Source organism: Desulfonatronospira thiodismutans ASO3-1 (genome assembly GCF_000174435.1).
In the GTDB taxonomy this organism is placed as follows: Bacteria; Desulfobacterota; Desulfovibrionia; order Desulfovibrionales; family Desulfonatronovibrionaceae; genus Desulfonatronospira; species Desulfonatronospira thiodismutans.
The window spans coordinates 308176-333705 of record NZ_ACJN02000004.1 but is presented as its reverse complement, the minus strand read 5'-3'; the positions used below and the strand labels follow the sequence as shown (position 1 = coordinate 333705).

Genomic DNA, 25530 nt, shown 5'->3' with positions numbered 1-25530 from the left:
GAAAGACATTGACTTGATTATCAGATATTATTGTCTATGTGTGGACGCTTCGCCTTATATGAACCCTCAGACATCATCCAGGATCATTTCGGACTGGATGATGCTTCCGAGTTGGTCCCGAACTACAACATAGCTCCGGGCACCGGCATCCTGGGCATTGCTTATTATGAAAACTCCCTTGTCCCCATGTTTTTAAAGTGGGGCCTGATTCCGCACTGGTCCAAGGCAAAGCAGACCCAGTACAAAATGATCAATGCCCGGGTCGAGACTGTGTGGGACAAGTCATCGTTCAGGTCAGCCATAAGGTACAGGAGATGTCTGATTCCCGCCTCAGGATTTTATGAATGGAAGAAGACAGATTCAGGCAAGCAACCCTACTTTATTTCAGTTTCCGGCACCAACATATTCGCCATGGCCGGAATCTGGGAAACCTGGGAGGATAAGTCATCAGGTGAGGTTATAGACTCATGCGCCATAGTCACCACTGAGGCTCAGGGAGCAGTCAAAGAAATTCACGACCGGATGCCGGTGACAATAGACAGATCAGGGTATAAGAACTGGCTGGACCCCATGGTCCAGACCAGGGATCAGCTCAAAATCTACCAGCTTGACCATAGCTTGATCACCGTCTGGCCGGTAAGCCCCAAGGTTAACAACCCCAGGAACAATGGGCCTGAACTTATTCAACAGGTTACCCCATAACCAAATGCGTACTCACTTTGACCCGCTTCAGTACCTGGAATACGAACTGCGCCTGGATTTATCTCTTGATTCCCGGGGCAGCATTGTTGTTAAAGGCCTGTGGTCTCTCCATCCTCATCAAAAACAGAAAGCCCAGGCAACTCTGACTACTTACAACAAGCTCCTGCGCCTGCAGCTGAATGCCCCCAGCAGGAAAATGAGGCCATCTGTCCGGAAGCTCCTGGCCCAGGGGAAGATTGAAATCAAGGGTGGGCAGTATGTGAAAAGGGGAGATTTATTGCAAAATCAGATGTGAGCGTAGGCTTCAAGAGAAGGATCTGAGGCCTATGGCAAGTAAATAATCCGCCAAATTAGATGCTCCAACGTACGTTTATATAAACCTGCGCCGCTGAAACCGGGTATTCGGCACAGACAGAGACGGGAATATGAAACACGACAAAACTTTTCGCGGAAACGCATAGAGGTCGGGCCGTCACTGTCAGGCAGGCAATGTTCACAGTCTATGCATGCAAAAGTATTGTTCATGAACTGCTCCTTAAATTTTGTGCTGTTCTTTTTCCCGTGGAACGGTGTCCACTTTGCCCATGTAATATGAACCAAACTTGATCCTCTTCATACCGGCCGTAAAAAGGACGTCCTGTTATTCCAGTCTGTTTCAAGTAAATATGGTTCATCCGGTTCAAGCGTACGTAGCTGGAAAAAGGCTCAACGCAATGCTGACTGCCTACTTAAGGCAAGGCATAAGAAATTATTGTCTCACACCCGCTCGAAGACTCGCTAGAGCCGCAGAGCCCCCAGAGAAGAGAGAAGTCATTTTTTCATTGCCCTGAGCCGGGGCAATGAAAAAGGTTCTCCGCCCCCGGCGGGGAGCTCCTATTCATATCCCCCAACTCGGGGGATATGAATATTAAGCCTCTTCCTCCTGCCTTTTCCTCCTCTGCGATCTCTGCGCCTCTAGGGCTGCTTCCCTCCGGGGCGTAGGCCCTATGGGCCGGAGGCAGCCCGGGCGTGAGATACTCTTTTTCTTTTCGAGGAAGTACGCTTTAGCCGGATGAACCGTAAACATGGCGTATGACACCACTGTAGAACAGCAGTGTCAATTATTAACCTTAATCTTTTATTCCGGGATCATGTTTACACATCGCGTCAAGCGCGAAATGTAAAGGAGAGCTTTGATCCTTTGAAGCTTAAAAATCAATCATTTTGAATGCTTATACATAGATCCGGGCGGTATCCAAGACAAAAAATGCCTGCAAGCCTCAAAGTTGACCATTTCCTGAAGTGAAATGCAATGATAACAACATGTTGCTGGTCTCAGAGACCTGGCTCTGTTTGATCCAGGCCAGCTAAAATTATGCCGGAATCCCTGACAGGTCACAGTTGCTGAATCCATTGCCTGTATTCCGGGATCATGTTTACACATCGCGTCAAGCGCGAAATGTAAAGGAGAGCTTTGATCCTTTGAAGCTTAAAAACTAATCATCCTGGATGGTTACATATAGATTTGGGCAATATCCAAGGCAAAAAATGCCTGCAAGCCTCAAAGTTGACCATTTCCTGAAGTGAAATGCAATGATAACAACATGTTGCTGGTCTCAGAGACCTGGCTCTAACCAGCCAGGCCATAATCCAGCCTTATCCCGGCACTTTATCCCGAACCAGGCCGGGATCCTGAATGTCCCAGGCGACAGAATACAAAGTGGGGTACTACAGGCCATGCAGCAGTAGTGCCTTGTTATCAATGAACTTTTTAATAAAATTTACTGTTAAGTCAGAAAGTCGAGTTTGATCCATCTTCCAGGCTCATGTTTACACATCGCGTCAAACGCGAAATGTAAACTTAAGGGGCTTGTTGAGGCATATCCGTCTGCTATTTATTATTTTTCAAAAAAAGCTATATAGATCACGAACATGATTACTGCCAGGGCCAGGATCTCGACAAACATGATATCCTCCTTGAGTGCCAGGCAGTCCGCAGTGGTCATTTCTAATCAAGAAATCCGGATAAGATTGACTGTCCTGCCGTTTATATCAAGACCGGCCCGGATCAAATTCAGGTCCACATAAGCCAGAAGACTAACCAGGCTCAGCCCTTCCTGAACAATCATGCTTTTAAACCCGTGTCCCCTGAAGAACCTTCCCCTGTGCTTGTTATTTGTAGTTTCCGCTTATGCTTAGAACGATAGCCTGTTTAATACACTCTGGATATGGGCCGTAGCCTCATCAATATCTTCTTGTAAACTTGCCAAGACCAAAACGAATATAAGATAGTGCTTCGTGTATAATCAAGGATTATTTCCAGACCGACCCTGTATCGAATTTACTTTGTTTTTCGGTAAAAATATCTAGCTAAAGCATACTTAACTCTATCCAGGACAAGCATTTTATAGTTTTGATTATTCCAATAATCAACCAGATCAACCTTCAAGATAAATTTATTTTTTTCTTTATCTAGGATGAACCAGTCATTATTGTTATTACTGAGATAATAAAGAGGCATTCTTGTGATATGTCTTTTTACCGTTTGAAGTGATAATTTTTGAGGATTATCCTGCTTGTCCAATTCATCGTAATCATAAATGTGTTCAGGATGTTGCAAGTAATAATTCAAGAATCCTGATGCAATATCATCAATTTTCCATGATGTACCCTTAAGAGATAGTAATGTCTTCAAGACAACCATTTTGTAAGACTTGACGGGGTTAAGATCTTTTTCAAGGTATTCCAAAAATGATTCACCCTGGGTGCTTAATAAGCTATTTTCAGTATTAGATAGATCATCAAAATATTTTTTTGTTTTTATCCAACTACCAAAGTGCTTGATAAATGCATGTGGATCTGCTCTTTGTGGATCAGCATAGAACTCGCATAGCCCTGGTGAAATTAGCCCCAAGTCTTGCACAACTTCGTCATAGAGATCTCGTAGTTGCTCTCCCCTCGGCATGGGTACAATTTCACGCAGTTTGCTGTCCCAGATCCTTTGCACTTCAAGATCAGGAGAAACAGAACAGCCCAGAGGAGGGTTGCTCATACCAGACTTGCTGCCTCGAGTTCTTGCGCTGTCTCGAATATATTCTTCAATTGATGTATATCCGGCTAAGGCCAGTGGAGCCACATGGGCACTTCGATAATTGCCGACAAAATCTATGACCACAAGGTGCTTGTTCACATCTTTGGTCTGCACCTTTCGTAGCCCGCGGCCAATTTGCTGGAGGAAGACTGTAAAAGACTGGGTGGGTCGCAAAAGCAGCACATGACTGAGACTGGGGATATCGACACCTTCATTGAAGATATCCACGCAACATATTACTTTGAGGGGGTCATTTTCTTTCTCAAGTCTTGCTATGACTTTTTCTCTCTGTTCCTGGGAAGAATCACCTACCAGGGCCGTAGCCTCAAAACCATGCTCTTGAGTCAAGCGATTTGCTGTATAATGAGCATGATCCACCGAACTGCAAAATGCCAGGGCCTTTATCTTGCCCTGGTATGGAAGAAATTTTTTGAGATTGTTGGCGATAAGGGCTGTCCTGGTGTCATTGGCCAGGGCCATGGTCAGTTCTTCTTGATCGTAGTCAGTTCTTTTCCAGGCGATCTGGGCATAATCTGTCGGATCATGGACAGCGAAGTACTGAAAAGGGGCCAGCAGTTCCTTATCTATGGCTTGGAACAGCCTCATTTCATATGCAATGTTGTAATCGCATAACCAGAGAACATCCCGTCCATCCATACGCTCGGGAGTGGCTGTAAGCCCTAAAAGGAAATCTGGCTGGAAATAGTCCAGAACTTTGCGATAGGTGTTGGCCATTGCATGGTGGAATTCATCCATCACAATGTAGTCAAACTCCCTGGGATGAAAACGTTTCATATTGCCCTGCCGTCCCAAGGTCTGAATCATGGCAAAAACAGCCTTTGATCCGTACGAAACATCCTTGCTCCGGCCACTGAAGATTTCCAAACCTTCTGGACCAAGCACATGGGAAAAGCTTTCCCTGGCTTTTCTAAGGATGTCTTCTCGGTGGGCAATAAAGAGGCATTTGTCTTTGCCGCTTTGAATAAAGTCAAATGCAGCCAGGTAGGTCTTGCCTACACCGGTGGCTGCAATGACTGCTCCGGACCGGGCTTTTCTTGTTCTAAGTTTCTTAAGCCCTTCCAGAGCCTCACTCTGGGCGACATTGGGCTGTATCGATTCTGGTTCAATTATGGATTGTTTGCTTGTCCCGTATACAGCAGAGCTGTCCGCCAAGACACTCCATTGAGTCGAGCTTTGCCCCTCGTATCCATATGTATCAGGCTTTTCTCTTTCTTGAAAAACATCCCTGTGCCTCTCCCTGTATCCGTCCAGAAAATCATCGGTAATATGTACACATTGATTTTCCCACAGGGAGTCAAACTCCTGAACTATCTTTTCCCATGGAGTCTGATTTTCATAAAAGGGAAGGTTGATCTCGCCGGGTGTGTAATAGTTCCATTCAATGTTATCGGAAAATCCGCCCTGAGATAAGTTTGAAGATCCAATAATTGCCGAGCCTTTGCCTGTTCTGTGCTTGAAGATGTAGGCTTTGACATGAAAATCACGCTGAGGATGTTTATCAAAAGGAATTTCCGAGGGATGAAAAACTTTGACCTTGAGCTCAGGCACATAGTCACGCAGGTGAACCAGATATTCAGGCTTGATGAATCCGTTCATGGTGGACAGGATAACTCTGGCTTCACCTCCCTTGCAGATGAAGCGTTCAAACTCACTGGTCAAAATATTGGTGATTGCTGGGGAGTAAAAGGCCGACGCAATCCAGGCCTTGTCACTTCTTTCCAGTTCTCCACGGAAAAGCTCCAATAAAGAATTTGTATCCAGATGGGTACACACAAAACCAGGACTTTGCTTCAACCTGGCACCGAGAAATTGACCATCAACGCTTTCCAGAAAAAGGCCCTGCTCAAAGCCGCCTCTTTGCTCCCGCCTTTTTTCCAGTTCAGCGAGCAAATCGTCAAAACTGTAGTTTTGCTGCTTGAGAATAGTCAGTGTAATTTCGAGGACATCAGATGACTCTTTGAGCACTGACTCTTTGTCTCCATTAGCAATCGCAGTAAACAGTTCATAAGCCTCTTCTAAAAGCTTCTGGCTTGCAGCCTGGGTCCATTGCTGGCCTGAAAGACTTGATACGGCAGGATGGTGTCCCTTTTCCCGGATGATGCTCGGGATTTTGTCCCTTACAAGCTTATAATAATATATGGGGTGAGAGTTTGAATGGTCCGTCATAAAGATTCTTGCCTTAATCTTCCTGCCTGTGGGGATTTCTTCTTTGCAGCACAAAACTCATCCAGATATCGCTGGATCTAATTTTGGACTCCTGCTCAAAATATTCTAAGCACACCAGGGAGAAGTCACTAAAAGTTTGGAATAGATCATCCTTTTGCCAGAGGTAAAACTCTCTGCCATCTGATCTGATCTCTGTTCCCTGGCCTTTTTTGAGGGTGATCAAAATCGTACCCTGGACTTTCAAGGCCTGGAGCATGTGCTTAAAAACTGTCTTGAACTTTTCATGGGGCACATGTACCAGGGCTCCAACCATCAGCAGGGCATCCTCCTTTAATCCACTGAAGTCAAAACTCTCAAAATCTGCTTCAATAACAGGAAGACCCGTATGCTGCCGGGCCAATTCTGCCAGAGCAGGGGCGCAATCCAAGCCAGTACAGTAAAATCCCTTGTTATGGAGCCATAGCATGTCCCGACCTGTTCCACATCCAATGTCAAGGATGCTTGCCCCTGGTTGAAGATATCTGGTCAAGGGTAGCAGAAAAGACGATGGGTCAATCCCAAAGGTCTGTTCACAATAGTCTTGGGCCTGATTTTGGTAAAAATTGTTTGAAGACATAACGGACACAATAATTAAACTTGAGGCATATTTTTCTTTATCCGCCCAATCTATTATTCTCAAACATCTCCACCGGCATGGGATGCTGTAATTCCCAAACCATCTTGATGGGGCGTTCTCCTTCGTAGCTTATCATCTCCCCCGGACCCAGAAAAGTAAAAGGCATGGTCACGCCAAGGCTTTTCTTCTGTTCCCGGACAAAGAATAGGACAGTGTAGCCTTTTTCCCGGTGATGGATCAGGTTCTGGCCGGTCTGGCCCTGTTGGGTGTTGGTGGATTGGGACTCCCAATGGATGCGCTGTCTGCTGATGGGATAGTCCGAATACATGGTAGTAGGGGAAAATTCGCGCTCGGTCTTTTGAAATGTGAGCAGCAGGGCATAGGTCTTAATTTTTTTTGTATGCAAAATGCCAGTGCCGGTGGGACCTGGTGAGTGCAGGTCCGCCAGGCCAAGCGCAGCATTTATATCCCTGCTGGAATACCTGGCATGAAGCTCCAAAGGGCTTTCAAAGACAAGACCTGGCTGCCTGCCTTCAATCTTTGAGTCACCAGCCGCCCAGGCCAGGATTTCGTCCATGTCAGCCAGGATTGTAGGATTCCTGGACAGCCGAGTGAATGAATCTTCCAGCGAGGACATGTCCAGGTTGCCAGCCTTGTCTGCCCAGATCCTGTAGTGCGTGGAAATGGCTGTATCTCCGGCAGTTGCCAGAGCCTGGGTGATATCATTTTCCTGCAAGTGCAGTAATATTCTTCTCAGCCTGGCTATTTCCCGGGGACCATTTATCTGGGCGATTCTGATCAGCGCATTTTTCAAGCGCTTCAGATCAGGATCACCAGGTATTGCTGACAAATTCGCCTTTGACTTCCAGCCACTCCAGGTCTCTTTGACCAGTAAACGCTCCGGCTCATAATCGTGGTGGCTGATAAAATTGCCAAAGGTCAGCTGCTGTCCGGTTTCGTTTTCAAAACTCTGCATCCTCTCCGGAACTTGCACTGCCAGGTTGCGCAGGTTTTCCCGGATATTTTCCAGGACATATTTACGGGAGACTCGGTCCAGTTGAATGCTGCAGCCAGGCGGCATATGGGGAAAATCCATTTCCACTTCATGGTCTATGGAAAAGCGGTGCCTGGGAAGAAGGGCCTTTAGTTTTGTATCAATGCGATATTTTCTGTGAGCCTGGCCTACAAAGTCCAGCACAGTCAGGCAGTCCTTTCCAGGTGCATGACGCAGACCTCGCCCCAACTGCTGCATGAAAACTGTCAGGCTCTCTGTGGGCCGTAGAAACAGGACCACGTTTAAGTCCGGAACATCCACTCCTTCGCTCAACTTATCCACAGTGAAGAGAAAAGTAAGCTCTCCAGATCTTAGCTGTTCAAGTAGGCTGGCGCATTGATTATTGTCTATTCCGGATACCAGCGCTGCTGAAGGTATGCCGTGCTGGCTGAACATATCAGCCATGTAATGTGCATGCCTGATGGATACGCAAAATCCGACTCCCTTGATCTGAGCTAGCTCTGGTTCGTATCGTTTCAGAGCCTCAAGGACTACATCCAGGCGCTGCCTGGCCTGGACGTGAGCACCGGTATAGATTTTTTCCAGTTTAGCCACGTTATATCTGCCGTGATGCCAGAAACGGTCCTCATTAAGAGAAATGGGATCAGCCACACCAAAGTAGTGAAAAGGACAAAGCAGCTTTTCTTCCAGGGCTTCAGGCAGCCGGATTTCTGAAGTAATGCGGTTGCCGAAGTCAGCCAGAACGTTTTCTCCGTCCATACGTTCCGGAGTTGCGGTCAGGCCCAGGAGAACCTCAGGCTCAAAGTTGTCGAATATTGGCCGGTAACTGGCTGCTGTGCCGTGATGGGCCTCATCAATAATGATAAAGTCATAAAAATCTCTGCCCACCTGCTCCCCAAGCCTTCTGTTGGTGATCATACTCACCGAGCAGAAAAGATGCTTTACCTGTTCAGCCTGGTGCTGACCAACAAGAAGGTCGCCAAAGTTGTGATCCTTAAGTACATTTCTGAAAGTATCCTGGGCCTGTTCCAGGATTTCCTGGCGATGGGCCACAAACAAGAGCTTGACCTGTTTTTGCTTTCTCTGAAAAAAGCGTTGAAAATCAAAGGCCGCGATTACAGTCTTTCCGGTTCCAGTAGCAGCTACGACCAGATTTTGGTGTTGATTATTGACTTTTCTGTCCTGCTCCAGTTCTTCCAGGATACGTTCCTGAAAGGGATGCGGTCTCAGGTCAAAAAACACCCGAGCCCGGGCCTTGGAGGTTCTTGCCCTGCTGATAGCCTCGCGCAGCTGCCCGGGATCATCTGGATCAAAGGGAATAAACTCACGGCTGTTCCAGTAGGTTTCAAATTCTGCAGTAAATTTTTCCAGGATATGCAGCATGTCCTGTTCAGTAACTTTCAGATTCCACTCCAGGCCGCTGGTCATGGCTGCGTGGGACATGTTGGCTGATCCGATGTAGGCCGTGGAAAATCCGGAATCTCGCTTGAAGAAATAAGCCTTGGCATGCAGCCGGGTCCGCTGCGTATCGTAAGAAACACGGGCCTGCACATTGGGCATGCGGGCCAGCCATTCAACAGCCGGGGCATCAGATGCACCCATGTAGGAAGTAGTAATAAGCCGCACAGGCACTCTACGGTCCCGCAGATCTTCAAAAGCAGGCATGAGCAAACGCAGCCCTGACCACTTTATAAAGGAAATCAGAATATCCACCGAATCTGCGGATTTCATCTCGGCCAAAAGTTCGTGGACTAACTGAGGGTCACGAGGGGAACCTGTAAAAAGACTGCTTTCAAATATTGGCGTGTGAGGCCTGGGAATGCCTGACTTTGCATAGTTAGGAGGGGTTATCTCCAAAAGAACTGGCTTTTTACCCGAAACCAGTTGACTTATGTTTACTTGCTGTTCAGTGCCAGCATACAGTTGAGCAAGAATAGCGTTGCAAATCAGAGTTCTCTTGTCTGAGTCGGTTTCTTCACGCAGAACCTGCCTGACCACTTTGGCCACAAGATCCGCATACCTGGCCGGCTGTTCCTCTGTATCTATTTTTCCAAGAACTGTTCGCAGTTCTGGATACTGGTCCAGTATGCTCTGGAGGCGGTTATCCAGCAGGGCGTCATAAATGCCATAAGCAAGCTTGTTGGCCATCAGCTCTTTCTCTCAAGCGTTGCAAGGTATGCATCAAGGACCGGCAGATCAGCCTCGGCCCAGTCCAGGCCGGTAAGCTCGCCCGGTGGAAACCAGGCAGCTTCTGCATGTTCTGCAAGCTTGAATCCGGAGGTCTTTGCCTTGCAGATGAAAGGATAAAGGGTAACAATGAAGTCCGGGTAGTGATGAGTAGCTGGGGACAATTCACCCGCAATGTCAATCTCTAGAGCCAGTTCTTCCCGGATTTCTCTTTTCAGACATTCTCCTGGATCTTCCCCGGCTCTTATCTTGCCCCCAGGAAATTCCCATTTCAGGGGCAGCTGCATTAAAGCGCTGCGCCTGGCCGCCAGGACCAGGCCGTTTCGCTCAATAATCGCGCAGGTTACGTGGATGTGGGGCATGTTTTCACCAGTGTCTTGACTGCCTGGACATCTTTTTTTGAATTTAAGGTTTAATGCAGATCATACAGCCACCCACTGCCGGCAGAGAACCTCCGCCTGTTCCAGGACGGTCTGAGTCGCTTTCTCCTGCTTATCGGGAGGATAACCGTATCTGCGCAGGATCCGTAATGTTTTTCCTGCCTGAGTCGTTCATCATCCAGCACATATCCCTTGATAATGAATTCCTTGAGTGTCTTGGTCGCCCAGACCCGGAACTGGGTGGCCTGATAGCTGTTGACCCTGTACCCCACGGCAATGATGGCGTCGAGGTTGTAATATTCCAGCTTTCGTTTGACGTTGCGGTTGCCCTCCCGACGAACTGTTTCCAAAATGGAAATAGTTGCCTCCCGCTCCAACTCTCCTGAATCGTAGATGTTGCCAAGGTGTTTGCTGATAGCCGGGACTTCAACGTCGAAAAGTTCTGCGATTGCTTTCTGCGTCATCCAGAAACTTTCATCATGGTACAAAACGCCGACTTTCTTGTTGCCTTCCGGGGTGCTGTAAAGGATTATTTCGTTGGTCATACTCCGGACTCCTCAACAAACTTCTCGGCATCCGGGACACGCAGTTTGCCGGAAATGAGTCTGGGAAGGAGGGTGTCGCGGAGGGAAGCGAGGGTGTTTGATATATTTGGCCTGAAAGGAATCAGAGATGTATTTCAAGAAAATCAACCCCAGGACCACGTATTTGTACTCCGAGGCGTCCATATGGCCCCGGAGTTTGTCAGCTGCGGCCCACATCTGGTTTTCAAAGCCGAGGTTGGCACCGTTATTATGCTTGGTAGCCACGTAGTATCTCCTTATTGTTTGGCTGTCCAACCGCTTTACATCACCGGCAACAAAAAGCAGAGCGAGGAACGAGCGGCGCTTATTGCTGTCCGAGTGCATGTGATTGTTATGTTCTTTTGTTTACCAATAAACGGGGGCATTGAATTCCTTAACGCACATGGGACGTTCATTAATAGTTGGAATCGGCTCTACCGTTAAAGATTGGCCAAGCCAGCCAAAAGGCATTGAAAGCTTTAGCGGAGCCTGAATTACATTTTCTGAAAGCGACTGAAACCCCACCTTTGAATAAAAGGATGGATCTCCATATGTGACAGCAACATTAACAGAGCGCTTTTTGAGTTCATTAAGCCCGTAATTGATTAGTGCCTGTCCGATGCCTTTTCCCTGATGTTCAGCGCTTACTGCAACCGGGGCAAGCATGAAAACCTGAATAGGCTTACTAAACTCAAGGCGAGTAAAGAAAATAGAACCGATGAGAATTTCTTTTTCATATACGCCGAAACAGATTATTTCATTATTGTCGAGGTTTGATGCCAACTGTGAAGAAAGGTTACCAAGCAGCTTTCCTTCCTTTTCACCCTCTGATGCGGTGAATACAGAAGTGAACAGCTCTTCTACCTCTTTTTGTTTTGATTTATCCAGAACTCGGTGAATCATGACTTACCTTTTAAGATTTCTGTGCCTATCGCTTTTGGAACATAACATGATAACGGACATGGTATACTTTATTTGCGTTTTTCATATTTAAAAACCGTTTGCCTTAGACCCATGGTTCCTAGCTGAACCCATCTAAAAATCCTGGAGGCTCATGTCCTGAACACCTCTCGCCTGTGCCAGCCCAGGCACTCCTGATCCGGGATGTGTCTCTCATCTGATGGCTTGAAGATCGGCCTGTGATCCAGAGTCATGATGGGGCCGGGGTTGTTGTGTTCCTGCCTGGACAGAGGAGAAATCAGAACTTCATACTCTTTGCCCACACCCATGAATCCCCTGTCGAAGCTCCAGTGACAGAGCCTGCACAGGGCCATGCCGTTGGCTGGACGGTCATCGCTTGTATCCGACCAGGGCCTTATGTGGGCTGCTTCAACTATGGTGTGGCCTTCCGGGGTGAGCATGCGGATGCCGCACAGGGCGCAGCGGTGAGCGTACAGAGTCATGACCGCCTTGCGGAAACCCTGGTCCCTGATATTGGCGGGTTTATCAGAGCCGTAGGGCAGGGTCTTTTCTGCGGCCTTGAGAAGTTTCCGGCTGTATTCATAAGCCTGCTGATTTTCAGATGCTTCCAGCAGAAGCTTTTCCCGGACTTCCGGGGCAAAATACGTATGCAGGACAACAGCCCTGAGTTCTTCCCTGCTTTTGTGTTCGGAAATCAGCTGAAACAGCTCCGGGTCAAGTTCAGCGCCCAAAACCACTGTTTTCAGCCTGGTTATGGAAGATGTGATGCCTTCGTGGACCTGGTTTTCTTTTCCAGGCCCGGGAACCAGGTGCCAGAACCCCTCGCTGCGCATATGAAAGAAGGGATAGGCCATGTTGCACTTGCCGCTGGGAGGACGCACCAGGTCCCAGTACCTGGCAAAGCGTTCAATGAGGTCAAAGCCGGGTTCAATAAATGGGGAAGTCAGTTCGCCCTGGGCGGCCAGGTCCATTACCGACAAAAGCAGAAAGGGCTTGTGCGGGGCGCGGTGGGCAGTGACCTCTGTCCAGCGGCTGCGGTTTGCATCCGTGCGCAGCCGGGCCAGCTTTTGCAGGTAGTCGCTTGTCATGCAGGGCAAAACCTTGTGATTAAGGGGGCTTTCTACAGGTCAGCAGGCCCGTTTCCGCAGAACAAAACTCATCTGGTTATCCATTGTTCTAACCTGTGAAATTAGAACAGAAAATTCAAGAATGATCAAGGGAAAAGTGGTTAAGTTTTAAGTGGTTAAGTTCTATGTGAAAAGCAGGAAACAGGCATGGGCCGAGGGTTAAGGGGCAAGGGGGCAGAGGTCGGAAGTCGGAGATCAGAGGTCTGACGTCGGCAGGCAGCGAAAAAATAACCGGGCTGGGAGCGGGAAACGAGGAAGGATCAACCTCTATAGTCTGGTTGAAGTAGTCTTGTGCGTGGGTATGGTAGAATCGGGTGCTCATAATTCCAATTTGCAATCAAGATGATCTTTATGTTCTCTATTATCAACTCTTTGGCAACGCTTTTCTTATCTGCGAAGATCTGCGCAATCAGCGGCTGATATTCTTTGTCTTCCGTTTGAATCTTATCAGATGCAAGAAGAAAGAAGATTTTCAGCCGCTGATCTCACTGATTTACGCTGATTAAAATCATTTTGAAAGCAGTCTAGAATAAGGACAGGCGAATATTAGTCTGTTTCGTATTCAGTTTGATCTTCCTTGAGGAATCCAATCTTTTTTCCGGGCTGTTGATCTTTATCCAAAAGCTCCTGTATGGCCTGAAACACAACCTGGAACTGTTCATCGTATTTTGATTCCATTTCTTCGATTTTTTGTCTCAAATCTTCATGCGAGGCCAGCATCTGCCTGAGCTGGGTAAAGGCCCGCATGATCTGGATGTTTACTTGAATCGACCGTTTGCTGTTAAGCACTGAAGAAAGCATGGCAACACCCTGCTCTGTAAAAGCCATAGGCGGATACCGTAGTCCCATCTTATCCGAATTGGAGATCACAAATTGTGACCTCCAATTTTTAAACTCTTCCTGAGACAGTTCAAACATGAAATCATCAGGAAACCTTTCGCTGTTTCTTCTTACCGCTTGTTTTAATATCCTGGTCTCAACTCCGTAAAGTTCTGCCAAATCGCGATCCAGCATGACCTTCATTCCACGCAGCATAAAGATCTTTCCGGTAATTGTCTCCATGGGTACAGTGATATCAGTCATCTTGCTGCTCCTCTTTCCTGCCTGGTCTCAAAACAAAATCCATCCAGGTTTCCATTGTTCTAACCTGTGGAATTTGAACAGAAAAATCAATACAGATCAAGCCTGAATCAGTTGTCAGTAGTCGGACATCGGAAATCTGAGGTCGGATGACAGACGTCTTTAACCAGACATCAGATATCAGATGTCAGTTTGACCACGCGAGGCGCGTGGCGGGCGCAGCCAAAGGGAAAAAGAACCCTTTCCGGATGAAAACTATTTAATGGATGCTGGACAGGACAGTCCGGAAAGGACTGGTTGAAAAACCCGAGGGACTGCAGGCCCTGAATTCAGGCCGTTTTTGCTTTGGCAAGATCAAGGATTTTTGCATGAACAGATTCAAGAACAGAGTCTCTAATGAAGGTACTTGCTCCCAGAATCTCAATACCGATAAGTTCTCCTCTGTTATTAAGCTCCGTTGTTATGTTTGGACTGACCTCCACGCTGCCGGCCTCTTCATCATCAGATACAACAAGATGAAGTACGTCATCCTCTTCAAAATATGCCAGACGTGTTTTATTCATAGTCTACGTATCGTTCAGGAGAGTATCTCAGAATATCTTCAACCATGGCAAAATCATAGCCACGGAGTTCAACTCGATATTTCATATATTCGGTCCAGAAAATTTCCAGCGGCTCCACTACCGATCCTCTCATCTGATCAACATATTGATAAATATAGAAGTAACCCTAGTGTCTGTAAATGGTCAATCTTTTTTGCAGGCTGTTAACTCACCAGGCCAACTCCAGGCCCATCAGGCCACCAGGAAGTTTTGTAAATTCGATGGCTGCTTTTCCCCACTGAAATGCCTCTGCCAGATCAGCTTCAGCTTCCGCTCTGACGATCAGTGGTTTCTTCATGATCCTGACCGGGTACGAAGCCGCTCCCTGACTTCAATCCACGGAGACCCGGCTTCAGGATCCAAGTGATACGCTTCCAGCCGGCGATCCAGTTCCTTCTTCTGATCTTCGTTGAGTGGAACAGCCTCCGGGACTGCAGCAATGCTGTCCCATATGTCTTCCACCAGTTGAAGCCGTTCAGCAACGCTGAGTTCAAGAATGTCTGCTGTTATTGTACTCATAGCACCTCCAATCATATTTGATGCTTGTGAAAGCCCTGTTCTCATTTACAGGGGAACGGCCTCAGTCATCTTGCTGCTCCTCATTACCTGTCTGGTCTCAAAACAAGACTCAAGTTATCCATTGTTCTTATCTGCGGAATTTGAACAGAAAAATCAATACAGTTCAAGGGAAAAGTGGTTAAGTTTTATGTGAAAAACAGGCTGCAGGCATGGGTCGAGGGTTAAGGGGCAGAGGTTGGAAGTCGGAGACCAGAGGTCTGACGTCGGCAGGCAGCGAAAAGCTATCCGGGCTGAGGGCGGGAAAAGATGCGTGTGTCCAGTCAAAACTTTGAAGTATTTCTAAGGAACCAGTTGAAGTTTATAAATATCCTTGCGGCAGGCAATCCGTTCACCGACGGATAATGAACCTGTCCAGGTTTACTTATAGTGATACCGGCAAGCCAATATTCTGATTTCCTCTTCTGTGACTTGATATACCAGTCGATGTTCCGTATTAATCCTTCGTGACCAGCAACCTGACAACTCATGTTTCAGCGGCTCTGGTTTGCCAATCCCCTTGAACGGAGTCCGTTTTATATCCTGAATCAGGGCTATAGTCTTTTTAGCCAGCTTTGGATCATTGGAAATAAACCAGGAAAAATCCTCAAATGCGTGGTCGTCAAATACCAAGCGCATCCTGGACCTCTTCCCAGCTTTTGCCGCCTGAGCGACTTCTGGCCTCCAAAAGTCGCTTTTTCATGGTCTCGCTTTGCAATAAATACTCAGTGTCGTCCCTCTCAGGTTCCATCTTTCGGACTTTATCCAGGAGCATTTCCCATTCCTCTATGGAAACAACTACAGCAGTTGGGACTCCTGACTCATTGACAATATATTGAATACTCATCATTAACCTCTTTGAATACTGTTTAAACTCTCACATTGTCTAACGCGGGCCATGCCCCCAACCCATTCAATCACTTTCAATATCCTCCATCAATTCCTTGAATGAACCGGATTTACACTGGCCGGATCTATAGTTTGCCTTTGCTTCGGATACCCTTTTGGCAAGATATTCTCTTCGGGACTCAATGAGCTGCTTTTGTATTAACTCAGCCACATATTCCTGGTCCTCCAGAGGAAGCCCCTGAAAGTCGTCAACAAGAGTTCTGATCACGGCGCCCATATTAAAACCTCACAATTAGTTTATGTTTTCCTCAAAGACCTCAAAACCTGAATATTACCTGCCATAATCTGCGCGGCTGGACAAGAGGGCTGAGGCAAAGGATTGAGTGATCAAGGTTTAAGTTTTAAGTAAAAAGGGTTGCTTATAAAATGGCCAGGCATTAGTCTGAATTATTATTCTGACTCCAAATCAAGGCTACCGCTCTCAAGAATCCGGATATTCATTTCAATTGGTTCCGGATTCTCTTTTTTGCTTCGGGCCAGTCTGTGAATCCGGACGATCCTTCTTTATATTCTATTTCCCTCTCCCGCAGGACATCAGCGTGCCAGGATGGATAAGGAACTGCAACACTGGAAGTCAGGGATGGGCATGAATCAACCTCGTTTGTTCGCTTAAAGCGTGCCGAGCGTCCTGCCCGGCAACAGCAGGGCTGTTGAGCCTGTTTTTGCGGCCCGTTTCCGCAGAACAAAACTCATCCAGGGAGCAGTTGTTCTAACCTTTGGAACTTCAGAAAAATCAAGAATGATCAAGCCTGAATCAGTAACCGGACGTCGGATATCGGATATCGGATATTTGCCCGGTTTCTTTGCCTGCTTCACCTGTAAACCTCCACTGTGCTTACTGCTCAAGCCAGTTTTCATGACGCAAACCATTTATTCTGGCAAAATGCGATGTGTTGTTAGTCACCAGAACAGCACCATGACTCAGGACAGTTGAAGCAATAAGAATATCCAGATCTTCAATGATCTGCCCTTTTTTGCGAAGCCCAGCCTTAATTTTGCCGAAAAAATTTGCTGCATCATCATCAAATCCGAAAACTTTGATTTTAGATGTGAACCTTTGGATATCCATGATATTTTGCTCTACACGCTGCGAGTGGTAAGCGCCGTAGAGGAGTTCAGCCAGAGAAAATATTGCAACCCCAAGCTTTTCAGGCCCAACCTGCTGAATCTTTTTCTTAAGCTGCTCACTTCCTTTCAGCCAGTATATGCAGATGTCCGTGTCCAAAATGTATCTGCTCATAGACTGATATCCCTGGAAGAAGACCTGCGGGTTTCATAGATATCCTTTATAATCTCTTCAGCTGTCCGTTCATCCTTCCAGCTGCCGAAACTGTCCCAGAATTCCAGGTAATCCTCATCTTCCGGCTTATCATGCTGAAGGACTTCCTTCTTTAAAAACTGAATCATTTTAATAATTTTTTGTATTTCAGATTCAGGGAGGTCTTTTATCTCCTGAAGCACGAGTTTTTCATATTCGCTTCTTTGGGTTATCTGCATGTTTTCCTCCTATGGCGAGTCTAAAGTTCTGTAGGTATTCAAGGGGTCATGAGTGGTAGTGCCTGCACCAGCAAAAGATTCTCAAAAACTTTTATATGCTACCAAGATGCGCTTGCAAAAAGTCAGGCAATTAAGAATTCAGGAAGGATCAAACCAATTCTATACTCTTTGCTTTTACTGTTTGTCACGCCTGCGGCGTGATGGAACAGCCAGAATGGCTCCCTATCGAAGATAGGGGGTTCCTGGGGATTCCTGTCACCTGTCTTTTGACTCCTGTCACGCGAAGAAGCCTGACAAGCAAGGACTTTTTGCAGTCGAGTTTACGTATCCAGAATTCAACCAACCTCATCCGGGAATCGGTTTTATTAACCTGCGGAATTTGAACAGAAAAGCAAACCCAGATCAAGCCTGAATCAGTTGACAGTAGTCAGTGGTCAGCGGTCAGTAGTCGGCCGTGGGCTGGCAGCGAAAAGAGATCCGGCCTGGGGCCGGGGAAAAGATGCGTGTATCCAATCAAAGTTTTGAAGCATTTTTAAGGGAACAGCTTATAAATATCCTTGCATGGGCAATTCGTTCACAGATAATGAGTCTATCATTTTTTTCAGTGAAACTCCAATCCTGTACTGGCCAATTTGGATTTTATATTTGCCTGGGTATCCTTTCATATGTTCGAGCAACTCAAGTTCAAAAGGGTTTTCTCCCGCATGAAGCTCTTCAAAGACCAGCTTTTCAGCCCTGGCTTGAACATGGAGAGGGAGCCCGGCAAGCTCTTTCAAAAAGCGTTTCCTGTATTCAACTTTCCACATGCTGCTTCAAGGATTGATAATAATCTTTGGCCTCATTGACTGAAAGCTTTTCCTCATCCGCTGCTTCCTCCATCAACCGGGCAAGTCCATGGTTTTCAATAATCTCTTCCAGGTATTCAAACTCCTGAATTGGGATCTGAATGGCCACCGGATTATGATATTCATCATAAACAATATGCTTTGTTATTTTTAGCATGACATTTTTCTATGATTATTATTTTTGTACAAAATTGTTTCAGCCTCCATGGGCTATGGGGATCTGCAAACCTAAACCGTCCTGATCTCAAAACCTGAATATTACCTGCCATAATCTGCGCGGCTGGACAAGAGGGCTGAGGCAAAGGATTGAGTGATCAAGGTTTAAGTTTTAAGTAAAAAGGGTTGCTTATAAAATGGCCAGGCATTAGTCTGAATTATTATTCTGACTCCAGATCAAGGCTCTATTGAGCAGAGTTCAGTTCCTCACGGAGCACACGGCGTAGAACATCCTCAAGGGGCTGGCCCTGTTGATCAATATATGATCTGAGGGCTTGATTCAACATGGTCTGGTAGTTGCCCCCGCCTTTTTCCTCTACCCTCGACCTGAACCAGTCTACTATATCGCTGTCAAGACGAATGGTTATCCTGACCTTATTTCCGGAGGCAGGTGTAACTGCTCCCCGTTTCCCTTTACTGAAATCATATTGGTCCTTCATAAATTTTCACCTCTTGACGCACTGCCTTTCGTGCGGAAATAATCCTTATCCTGTCTCCACGCCATGCATACACCACGATCAGCACCCGGCCAAAGGCGTCCATGCCCATAGTAACATATCTCTACTCATGGTGATGATATTCCTCAACAGTTAAAGCATTGGGGTCTTCAAAAACAGCGAACGTACCGGCAAATGAAATCCCGTGTCTGGTCTTGTTTGCCAAAGCCTTTAATTCGTCCCATTCAAACATGACGCCTGCTTCTCAATATGTACATTTGTATGCATATGTCAATCTGTTTTATGTCGAACCTGGGTTCTCTCAATGGGAGGGTTATTTCCAAGCTGTAAATCATGGTCTTTGTGTGGGACATCGGGACTACCTTCGCAAAAAAACTTATCCAGGTATCCATTGTTCTAACCTGCGGAATTTGAACAGAAAAACCACTACAGTTCAAGGGAAAAGTGTCTAAGTGTGTACGCTGTGCCTTCAATCACTGACAATACTTAATGGTACCGTCAGACATTTCTTCAACAATTCTGCCGTCCTTGAGATAAACAACCCCAATGCCGGCGGACCAGGCCCTCTCTCTGGCTCTCCTGGCTGCCCGTATTAAAGCGGCTTCAGCGTTTATCATGTCCATGTCCCTCTTTTTTTTGGGCTTCATCTTATCATGCGTTATTTCCATAAGTTATCCCTCATCTATGATTATCGGCCTGTTTCCCGAATTATCAAACAAGGCCCATTCATCTACAATTTTCTTGTATATATTCTCAAAATTTTCCCAGCCCCTGATAAATCTCCTGCGGATAATTGTTCTGGAACATCATGGCCACCCATAATAACCCTGTTTCTTACTCTGACAATTGCCAGCTCAGGTGTTGCCAGCCTGAGATAAAAAAGCTTGACCTTGTACCCGGCAGATCTCCACTCAGGAATATGCCTTGAATAAGAACTTCCGCTTAAAGTTGTTTCAAAAGAAAAACTGCGGGATTTGCGTACATTTTCAAAAATTTCTTCAAGCATCAACCTCCCGGCCTTAAATGCAGCCCTTTCAGGATTAAATGGGGCCAGCCCGGCGGCAATCAGGTCGGAGTTGATGAACGTGAGGCAATTTGCCTCACCGGGAAGAAACTCCTGGGCAAATGTGGTTTTACCTGCACCGTTTGGCCCGGCAATGATTATGATTTTCGACTGGCTCATTTGATTGCATCATTAAGTCTGACATTGGTGCTAAATTATAAACTTAAGCTATAGCTCAAGCGTACATGAACTCATCCATGTGCATGCGGATGAAATCAGAGGATTCAAAGTCAGCTGCAATTACCGGCAGGCCTGAATAGCTGCCTGGCCAGGGCGGTCAGACCGGGAGAACGTTCCAGGCCTGTGCAGTTGAAAGCCGCGCTCTCCCGGCCAGAGCATGTCCCGTTACCCCGGGACTAACGGCCGCGCCTTTCCTGCTCCCAGAATTCACGCGGGGAGATAATCCGCGCTTTCTCATAGCTGCCCGGCACCAGCAGGTCCTGGTCGCCGGTGACAATTGCCTCCACATTTCCTGGTGAAACCAGACCAGGGATCACCAGATCGTCCGGATCGCGGCAGCTTTCCGGATCAACTGCCGAAGGTGTCACGGTTTCTGTATTATTGCGCAGCAATTGCAGGTACTCGGCAACAACAGGAGCAGGGACATTGATTTTGAATCGCAGCTTTTCATCTATTTCCCGCAACAGGCCTTCGCAGATGATGAGCTGATGTTGCTCCAGGCAAAGCTCAAAAACCGCCTCGCAAACCCCGCGGGCGGCTGCAGCCGCGATAATGACGTTGGCATCAAGAACAACCCTCATGACAGGGCCTTGAATACATCCTCATCAGTCAGCAGGCCTTGTGCCTCGGCAAAAGGCAAAATCTTCCCGCGCACAGAGCGAAATTTTTCCACTGCGATATAACGTTTCAGCGATTCCCGGACAATATCGCTGACCGCCCTGTTTTCTGCACGGCTGAGCTGGTCAAGCTCGTTTTTCATGCTTTCCGGCAGGCGAACAGTAAGAGTAGTCATGGCTGGCCCTCCTGTTACCAAAATTCTGTTAATTTGTAAGACAAAGTATTACACCAGGGGGTGCCTGTCAAGGCAAAACAGCCTTGCAGGCCTGCAAAGGTATTCGGTGAGGCGATTGCCGGAGAGGAGGGGAGAGCCTGTCTGCAACCAGGCAGTATCGCTTGCCGTCAGCGGCAGTTATTTCCAAAATGGAAACAACTGGGTCTCCAGGTTCTTATCCATCATGGCCTGTCTGTTCCATTCATTTTTGCTTTTGCAAGGTCAAGGACTTTTGCATGAACAGATTCAAGAATAGAGTCTCTAAAGCGGGCCATGCCCGCAACCCAAGAAATAAAGACTCCTTAACCGCCCGTTCCCACGCCCTGGCGTGGTCACTCAAGACGCAAAGGTCGCAAAGGAAGGCAGGAAGGTTTTTTTCATTTGCCGGGCTTGCGGCAAATGAAAAGGCAGCCTTGTCCAAAACCGTGTCCCGGTTTTGGACAATAGACCTGCTTCGCGTCTATAACTTTGCGTACTTAGCGGCTTTGCGGTTCAAAGGCCTGCCACGCGAAGCGCGTGGTTATTGTTTTTTATGACAGGGTTTCAGGAGTAAGTCTAATGAAGGTGCTTGCTCCCAGAATCTCAATACCGATGAGCTCGCCTCTGTTATTAAGCTCCGCCGTTATGTTTGGAGTGACCTCCACGCTGCCGGCCTCTTCGTCATCAGATACAATCGGTTCAGGAATCTTTTCGTTGTTCTCACTCATATCAGACAAAAGATCTGTTGCAGTCCGCCAGGGATGTGACGAGCAGGCGGCTTCGCCGCACATGGCTGGGTGCTGAGCCTGCCAAATAATGTGTCTGGGCTGTTTAAGCTGAGAAGCGATGACATCTGCACCCAACCCAAACGATTTGCTTCTTCTTGATGTTTAGGGAGGCTGGCCGTCAGGGTAGTAGGATTTTTACCCAGTTTAGGCTTCAGCTTGACAAATAGTCAATCAACCTGTCGGTATGAACTGATGGATTGAATTCATTCCATTCCTTTATGCAAAAATCTATGGATAACAAGCCGCATATACCCGGAAATTCACTAAATGACCCACAAAGCGGGGTTAACTGGGATCTTTGTTCCCAGTCTGTGATTAAATAAGTATATGTCCTTTTGAATTTTGACCAGGATTTTCAATATTCTGAACTTGACTTGTATAGATTTTTCTGCTCAAAAAAATATATGCTTACCATTTGCAGAAACAAAAAAGACATCATCACCTTTCATTGTCAACCCAACCTTTTCTTTAAAATTCATTCATGATCTTTGTCTCCATAGTGCAAAAAACCAATACCTTTATTTTAAAAGGATGAAAAAATGGATAATTTTACAAAGACCGGGGCGAGCGTATCTATCCGAAAAAAGAATCCTTCCATTGATCTGGTCAGTGTAATTGACTATCTTTCGAAGGTACTTGACTATTTTGGCAATTTGACATCTGACAGCAAGGCTGAAAATTTCTTCTCCTGCAAGACCAGAAAAAACAACTCAGGCAAGCAGCAGCCGTCAAGCCTAATAATGAACACTGTTAATATTCTGTCAGGCATTGATAAAGGGAAAAACTTTGCGCAGGAGTTTACACCTTCTGAAAATTCAGGATTAATAAGAGATGTTGATTTATCTCTGAAATCCATTGATACCATTGTTGGAGGGGAGATATATTCAGACAAAGCGCAGGATTTAACAAAATCTGTACTTGGCTTGAAGGGAAAAATAGAAAAGCTCATTGAATCCTGCCTGAAAGATAATAATCTCAATGTGCAGGATTTATATTTTAAAAATGCTCAGGATTATGTAGCTCAGATAAACAGCAGCCTAAAATCACACAAGCTTGACGCAGAAAAAATGAACATGATTTTCAACAAGCTTTCCTTTGCAGATCCAGTAAAGCATAAGCAAAGCGGTCATGCAAAAAAAGTGGCTCGGGTCATTACCGGCATTGAAGAAAAGCAGGCTTCAGGATGGTTGGATGACTTCAAAACTGCTGCTAGAAGAAAGCTTGAGATTATGGAGACAGAGGAAGATGAAATCGAGGATATCATTAACAATATTGATCAGGAAGCTGCGCGGTCCGGGAGTCAAACAGAAAAGTTTTACAATTTTCTTGAAGATGAGGTTCTAGCCAGGGTCAGGCTGGAAGTCAGCTTTGCAATAATGAAAGAAATCAGGGATCACGCTAAGGGCAATAAAGATAGAGACTCAGCCCTGCTGGTCAGATATATTGATAACGCCCTTGAATTAAAAAATAAATATTTGAACACAGAAGATACATTATTGTTTGAGCTTGGCAATTCTGTCCGCATCAATCTTTTTGACAGGACAGTCAACCTATCTGACAAGTTAAGAAATGCCTTGTTTTATAAATGCCTCCCCATATGGCCGCACCCCTCATCTCATTTTTTTGAATCGAGATCATCAGATGGCAACCATCTCCTAAGGGAGGTAGGGTATAGATTTCGTGTTAACGGGATCAACCCGGAGGCCGGGAAAAAAGCCATACTTGCCCGTATAGACAGCATCAAAGATGAACTTTATTTTTCTAAAAATACTTACAATGCAAACCATAAACACAATATAATGGAGTTATTATACCTATCTCTGGTTTTTCCATCTCCCCAGAACTTTCTAAAAATTGATGATGTTATTCTCAAATGTAAATCATTTCTAAATCAAAGTGATGTTAAAATAGATCCAGTTGAAAGGTTAATTAAAAGACTTAATGACTTAGAAGAAGAAGGTACATACTCATCAATCACAAATGCCCTGATCAAAATACTGCAGCAAAAGTCCGGACAGGTACTGAAATCGGCCGAACGTCAGATTGAAGATCTATACATTTGTGTTCAGGAAGATGTAGTGGATTGGGAGAGACTTGCCACATCAGAAGGCGAGGCAACAGATTTTTTTGTCAAGCCTGCCGACTACAATGAAAATGAAAAGATAACCTGGCTGAAAAATATTGAAATTACCACCAAGCCATCGACTGTTGCTGGATTGCTGTTTTCCATTAAAATTAAAACTAGACTTAACGAATTGCTTCTTGTTCAGGATGATCCCAAGACTTATTCCATTTCCGCTCAAAGAAAGCCTGAAGGGCCAATACTGCCTGTTTCAATAATCCCTCACACTCCTACAGACGGAGGCTTATCAGGTACTCCAGTTATGGATGCAGGGGTACCTAAGTGGTGTGACACTGGAGGGATCATTATCCAGGTCGATGATGAAGTTTTTTCTTTGAAGAGCGAAAACCCATCAGAAGCACAGATGCAGTTGAGATCTGCTCTGGTCACTTTATTTGCCGTACTCATGCAGATTACCCTGTGGGTGGTTCGGGAAAAGCTTGCAATCAATTCTGCTGGCCAGCACAAAGAAATGCCCAAAATTTTTATGCTCAGGCTGCAAAAAGAGGGTAAAGGCGGCACTGATAAACCTCCCTCAGGCAGCGAAGCCATCTATGCTGTTTTTAAGGCCCTTGAACTTACACTTGGCCACGAATCAAGCGTTTTCATGCAGGGCCTGGTGCTGGATAAAATAAGTAAATACAGCAATACAGGAGCAAGTTCTGCCATTTTGTCCGGATTTCCCCTGGTCATGAAAACAGATGCAGGCAATGCACAGGTAAGCAATTTCGAGCCTATAGGAATACTCAACTATGCAACCAGACCATGCAACCAATTCGGCGATACAAGTAACTCATTGTTTTTGATGAGTTCCAAGAGTTATACAGCCTTTCTTCAGACAGATCCCTTTCAAGCCATGATACTGGAAGAAGGACCTTCGCGTTTAAATATACTGGGAGAAAGTGAGTTTGATAATCCAAAATATGTTTTTGAGGAAATATCCAGATTAGAGAGAGTTGGCTGCAAAAATATTATTTTGCTTTGGCATCACCATGGAACCTGGCGAATCGGCAGAACCGCTGAACGCCATGCTCCTCATTCCAAGCCTGATTTTATTGAAAGAGCTGCCCAAAGATTTCCTGAACTGACCTTATATCTTTTTCGTAGAGATTTTTTTCCGGCAATACGTATTTCAGGACAAAGCAAACATCCTGAAGCCTTTGAAGTCCAGAGGGCAAGTGATCACAGCAGTTTTCAGGCAAGGAATAAAATCAGCTCAGGCAGGGAAATAATACCTTTTTATACCTTTGCCACTTTGTTTGTGGTGGCAACAGAACAAGAACGCCCTCAGTCAGGATTCTGTACTTATTACTTGGAGTTTGACTCGCGTGTTTCCAGTGTTGAATGGGCTGAAAAAGCAAGGGCTACCATTATTGACTCAGATAGGTCATCAATAATGCGGCCAGCTATCATCACAGCCTTGAGGGGCCTGCACTATCTGCACGCTGAAAAGCCTGTGTCCAACAAAAGTATCCAGCCCAAGCTTTACCCGTATGACTGGATAAACCCCCAAAGCATAGGTGGGCTGGGCGAGATGCATGCCATCAAAGGACCTGGCAAACCTAACGTAATCATATCTTTTCCCGCGGTATTGTCCAGAGTGACATCTGTTTTGAGAAGCACCGCCTAACGGATC

The 25530-nt window shown here is 46.2% G+C and carries 32 protein-coding genes; 4 read left to right on the top strand and 28 right to left on the bottom strand.

Annotation, left to right across the window (positions count from 1 at the left end):
* Window positions 1–36 precede the first annotated feature (36 nt).
* Together DTHIO_RS18705 and DTHIO_RS18700 are read left to right on the top strand one after the other, a co-directional pair.
* Entirely contained in the window at window positions 37–702 is a 666-nt protein-coding gene (locus DTHIO_RS18705; RefSeq protein WP_008871810.1) for an SOS response-associated peptidase, read from the top strand.
* A 4-nt stretch (window positions 703–706) separates the two neighbouring features.
* On the top strand, window positions 707–997 hold the full coding sequence (locus DTHIO_RS18700; RefSeq protein ID WP_008871809.1) for a hypothetical protein: 291 nt from the start codon (window positions 707–709) through the stop codon (window positions 995–997).
* 2025 nt (window positions 998–3022) lie between these two features.
* Here DTHIO_RS18700 and DTHIO_RS18695 read toward each other — a convergent pair.
* The 27 genes from DTHIO_RS18695 to DTHIO_RS18575 form a co-directional block, all read right to left on the bottom strand.
* Complete coding sequence (locus DTHIO_RS18695; protein WP_008871807.1) at window positions 3023–5959, bottom strand: DEAD/DEAH box helicase family protein; 2937 nt, start codon at window positions 5957–5959, stop codon at window positions 3023–3025.
* 13 nt (window positions 5960–5972) lie between these two features.
* A complete protein-coding gene (locus tag DTHIO_RS18690; RefSeq protein ID WP_008871806.1) occupies window positions 5973–6575 on the bottom strand; it encodes a class I SAM-dependent methyltransferase in 603 nt (200 codons plus the stop codon).
* Between the two features lie 37 nt (window positions 6576–6612).
* Window positions 6613–9738 carry a DEAD/DEAH box helicase gene (locus tag DTHIO_RS18685; RefSeq protein WP_008871805.1) on the bottom strand — a complete coding sequence of 1042 codons (3126 nt, stop codon included), beginning with the start codon at window positions 9736–9738 and terminating at the stop codon, window positions 6613–6615.
* Window positions 9738–10139 carry a (deoxy)nucleoside triphosphate pyrophosphohydrolase gene (locus tag DTHIO_RS18680; RefSeq protein WP_008871804.1) on the bottom strand — a complete coding sequence of 134 codons (402 nt, stop codon included), beginning with the start codon at window positions 10137–10139 and terminating at the stop codon, window positions 9738–9740. Before DTHIO_RS18680 ends, DTHIO_RS18685 begins: the two co-directional genes overlap by 1 nt.
* 50 nt (window positions 10140–10189) lie before the next feature.
* A complete protein-coding gene (locus tag DTHIO_RS23095; protein ID WP_008871803.1) occupies window positions 10190–10702 on the bottom strand; it encodes a virulence RhuM family protein in 513 nt (170 codons plus the stop codon).
* Between the two features lie 12 nt (window positions 10703–10714).
* Window positions 10715–10918, bottom strand: coding sequence for a type I restriction-modification system subunit M N-terminal domain-containing protein (locus DTHIO_RS22175; protein WP_208596449.1), 204 nt, complete (start codon window positions 10916–10918; stop codon window positions 10715–10717).
* 168 nt (window positions 10919–11086) lie between these two features.
* Window positions 11087–11623 carry a GNAT family N-acetyltransferase gene (locus tag DTHIO_RS18665; protein ID WP_008871801.1) on the bottom strand — a complete coding sequence of 179 codons (537 nt, stop codon included), beginning with the start codon at window positions 11621–11623 and terminating at the stop codon, window positions 11087–11089.
* A gap of 149 nt (window positions 11624–11772) precedes the next feature.
* On the bottom strand, window positions 11773–12729 hold the full coding sequence (locus tag DTHIO_RS18660) for an HNH endonuclease (protein ID WP_008871800.1): 957 nt from the start codon (window positions 12727–12729) through the stop codon (window positions 11773–11775).
* Between the two features lie 585 nt (window positions 12730–13314).
* On the bottom strand, window positions 13315–13803 hold the full coding sequence (locus tag DTHIO_RS18650; protein ID WP_279614636.1) for an ORF6N domain-containing protein: 489 nt from the start codon (window positions 13801–13803) through the stop codon (window positions 13315–13317).
* Window positions 13804–14177: 374 nt separating this feature from the next.
* Window positions 14178–14411, bottom strand: a complete 234-nt coding sequence (locus tag DTHIO_RS18645; RefSeq protein WP_008871798.1) for a DUF2283 domain-containing protein — start codon at window positions 14409–14411, stop codon at window positions 14178–14180.
* A 208-nt stretch (window positions 14412–14619) separates the two neighbouring features.
* Window positions 14620–14748 carry a hypothetical protein gene (locus tag DTHIO_RS22770; protein WP_008871796.1) on the bottom strand — a complete coding sequence of 43 codons (129 nt, stop codon included), beginning with the start codon at window positions 14746–14748 and terminating at the stop codon, window positions 14620–14622.
* A complete protein-coding gene (locus DTHIO_RS18640; RefSeq protein ID WP_008871795.1) occupies window positions 14745–14969 on the bottom strand; it encodes an addiction module protein in 225 nt (74 codons plus the stop codon). The genes DTHIO_RS22770 and DTHIO_RS18640 overlap by 4 nt, the downstream gene beginning before the upstream one ends.
* 417 nt (window positions 14970–15386) lie before the next feature.
* Window positions 15387–15644 (bottom strand): Txe/YoeB family addiction module toxin, encoded by a 258-nt coding sequence (locus tag DTHIO_RS18635; protein ID WP_008871794.1) that lies wholly within the window; start codon window positions 15642–15644, stop codon window positions 15387–15389.
* Window positions 15628–15852, bottom strand: coding sequence for a hypothetical protein (locus DTHIO_RS18630; protein ID WP_008871793.1), 225 nt, complete (start codon window positions 15850–15852; stop codon window positions 15628–15630). Before DTHIO_RS18630 ends, DTHIO_RS18635 begins: the two co-directional genes overlap by 17 nt.
* Window positions 15853–15918: 66 nt before the next feature.
* Complete coding sequence (locus DTHIO_RS18625; protein ID WP_008871792.1) at window positions 15919–16131, bottom strand: hypothetical protein; 213 nt, start codon at window positions 16129–16131, stop codon at window positions 15919–15921.
* A gap of 392 nt (window positions 16132–16523) precedes the next feature.
* Entirely contained in the window at window positions 16524–16730 is a 207-nt protein-coding gene (locus DTHIO_RS21235) for a hypothetical protein (protein ID WP_144311576.1), read from the bottom strand.
* Window positions 16731–16749: 19 nt separating this feature from the next.
* The gene (locus DTHIO_RS18620) at window positions 16750–17139 is read right to left on the bottom strand and encodes a type II toxin-antitoxin system VapC family toxin (protein ID WP_161598705.1); all 390 of its coding nucleotides are present in this window, start codon (window positions 17137–17139) and stop codon (window positions 16750–16752) included.
* An 11-nt stretch (window positions 17140–17150) separates the two neighbouring features.
* On the bottom strand, window positions 17151–17411 hold the full coding sequence (locus DTHIO_RS18615; RefSeq protein ID WP_008871789.1) for a hypothetical protein: 261 nt from the start codon (window positions 17409–17411) through the stop codon (window positions 17151–17153).
* A gap of 545 nt (window positions 17412–17956) precedes the next feature.
* Window positions 17957–18217, bottom strand: coding sequence for a type II toxin-antitoxin system RelE family toxin (locus DTHIO_RS18610; RefSeq protein WP_008871788.1), 261 nt, complete (start codon window positions 18215–18217; stop codon window positions 17957–17959).
* Window positions 18204–18413 carry a RelB antitoxin-like protein gene (locus DTHIO_RS18605; protein ID WP_008871787.1) on the bottom strand — a complete coding sequence of 70 codons (210 nt, stop codon included), beginning with the start codon at window positions 18411–18413 and terminating at the stop codon, window positions 18204–18206. Before DTHIO_RS18605 ends, DTHIO_RS18610 begins: the two co-directional genes overlap by 14 nt.
* Before the next feature lie 244 nt (window positions 18414–18657).
* Complete coding sequence (locus DTHIO_RS18600) at window positions 18658–18912, bottom strand: BrnA antitoxin family protein (RefSeq protein ID WP_008871786.1); 255 nt, start codon at window positions 18910–18912, stop codon at window positions 18658–18660.
* Window positions 18896–19021, bottom strand: a complete 126-nt coding sequence (locus DTHIO_RS23040) for a BrnT family toxin (RefSeq protein WP_008871785.1) — start codon at window positions 19019–19021, stop codon at window positions 18896–18898. The genes DTHIO_RS18600 and DTHIO_RS23040 overlap by 17 nt, the downstream gene beginning before the upstream one ends.
* Before the next feature lie 12 nt (window positions 19022–19033).
* Entirely contained in the window at window positions 19034–19162 is a 129-nt protein-coding gene (locus DTHIO_RS22165; RefSeq protein WP_008871784.1) for a BrnT family toxin, read from the bottom strand.
* 241 nt (window positions 19163–19403) lie between these two features.
* Window positions 19404–19598 carry a hypothetical protein gene (locus DTHIO_RS18590; RefSeq protein WP_008871782.1) on the bottom strand — a complete coding sequence of 65 codons (195 nt, stop codon included), beginning with the start codon at window positions 19596–19598 and terminating at the stop codon, window positions 19404–19406.
* 62 nt (window positions 19599–19660) lie between these two features.
* Window positions 19661–19936, bottom strand: a complete 276-nt coding sequence (locus DTHIO_RS22160; RefSeq protein WP_208596447.1) for a hypothetical protein — start codon at window positions 19934–19936, stop codon at window positions 19661–19663.
* Window positions 19937–20349: 413 nt separating this feature from the next.
* Window positions 20350–20754 (bottom strand): putative toxin-antitoxin system toxin component, PIN family, encoded by a 405-nt coding sequence (locus tag DTHIO_RS18580; RefSeq protein ID WP_008871780.1) that lies wholly within the window; start codon window positions 20752–20754, stop codon window positions 20350–20352.
* A complete protein-coding gene (locus DTHIO_RS18575) occupies window positions 20751–20966 on the bottom strand; it encodes a ribbon-helix-helix protein, CopG family (protein WP_008870489.1) in 216 nt (71 codons plus the stop codon). The genes DTHIO_RS18580 and DTHIO_RS18575 overlap by 4 nt, the downstream gene beginning before the upstream one ends.
* Before the next feature lie 275 nt (window positions 20967–21241).
* Between DTHIO_RS18575 and DTHIO_RS18565 the strand changes: the two genes are divergently transcribed.
* The gene (locus tag DTHIO_RS18565; protein WP_008871779.1) at window positions 21242–21541 is read left to right on the top strand and encodes a hypothetical protein; all 300 of its coding nucleotides are present in this window, start codon (window positions 21242–21244) and stop codon (window positions 21539–21541) included.
* Here DTHIO_RS18565 and DTHIO_RS20725 read toward each other — a convergent pair.
* Window positions 21536–21712, bottom strand: a complete 177-nt coding sequence (locus DTHIO_RS20725) for a DUF2283 domain-containing protein (protein WP_083804055.1) — start codon at window positions 21710–21712, stop codon at window positions 21536–21538. The two genes, DTHIO_RS18565 and DTHIO_RS20725, sit on opposite strands and share 6 nt — an antisense overlap.
* 599 nt (window positions 21713–22311) lie before the next feature.
* Here DTHIO_RS20725 and DTHIO_RS18555 point away from each other — a divergent pair.
* Window positions 22312–25524 (top strand): hypothetical protein, encoded by a 3213-nt coding sequence (locus tag DTHIO_RS18555; RefSeq protein ID WP_008871777.1) that lies wholly within the window; start codon window positions 22312–22314, stop codon window positions 25522–25524.
* The last annotated feature ends 6 nt before the right edge of the window (window positions 25525–25530 follow it).